At 42.6% G+C, this 303-nt stretch carries 1 protein-coding gene; it reads right to left on the bottom strand.

Features of this window, described 5'->3' with window-relative positions; translation table 11 throughout:
- On the bottom strand, nucleotides 1-303 hold a 303-nt coding region (grpE, locus tag ACFIK8_RS09655), incomplete at both ends, for a nucleotide exchange factor GrpE (RefSeq protein WP_375669299.1).

The raw sequence follows: 303 nt of genomic DNA on the forward strand, positions 1-303 counted from the left end.
ATGAAAATGAGGATCAAATTTTTGCCCTTCTGGATAAATTTTCTGCACTCCATGACGTTCTAGTGCTGCTATCATTGCACGCTCAGTCATTTCAACACCCTCAGCTAATGTTTTCAAACCAGCATCATTCTCCTTTGCTCCTTCTGGAATAGCCTCCAAAGCACGATTGAGATTGTCAGAAACAGATAACATGTCACGTGCGAAATTAGCAATCGAATAGGCCTTCGCATCAGCCACATCACGTGCAGTACGGCGCCGAAGATTTTCCATATCTGCAACAAGACGTAAAAGCTGATCTTTTAA

The sequence above is a fragment of the Bartonella sp. MR168JLCBS genome, from assembly GCF_042194175.1.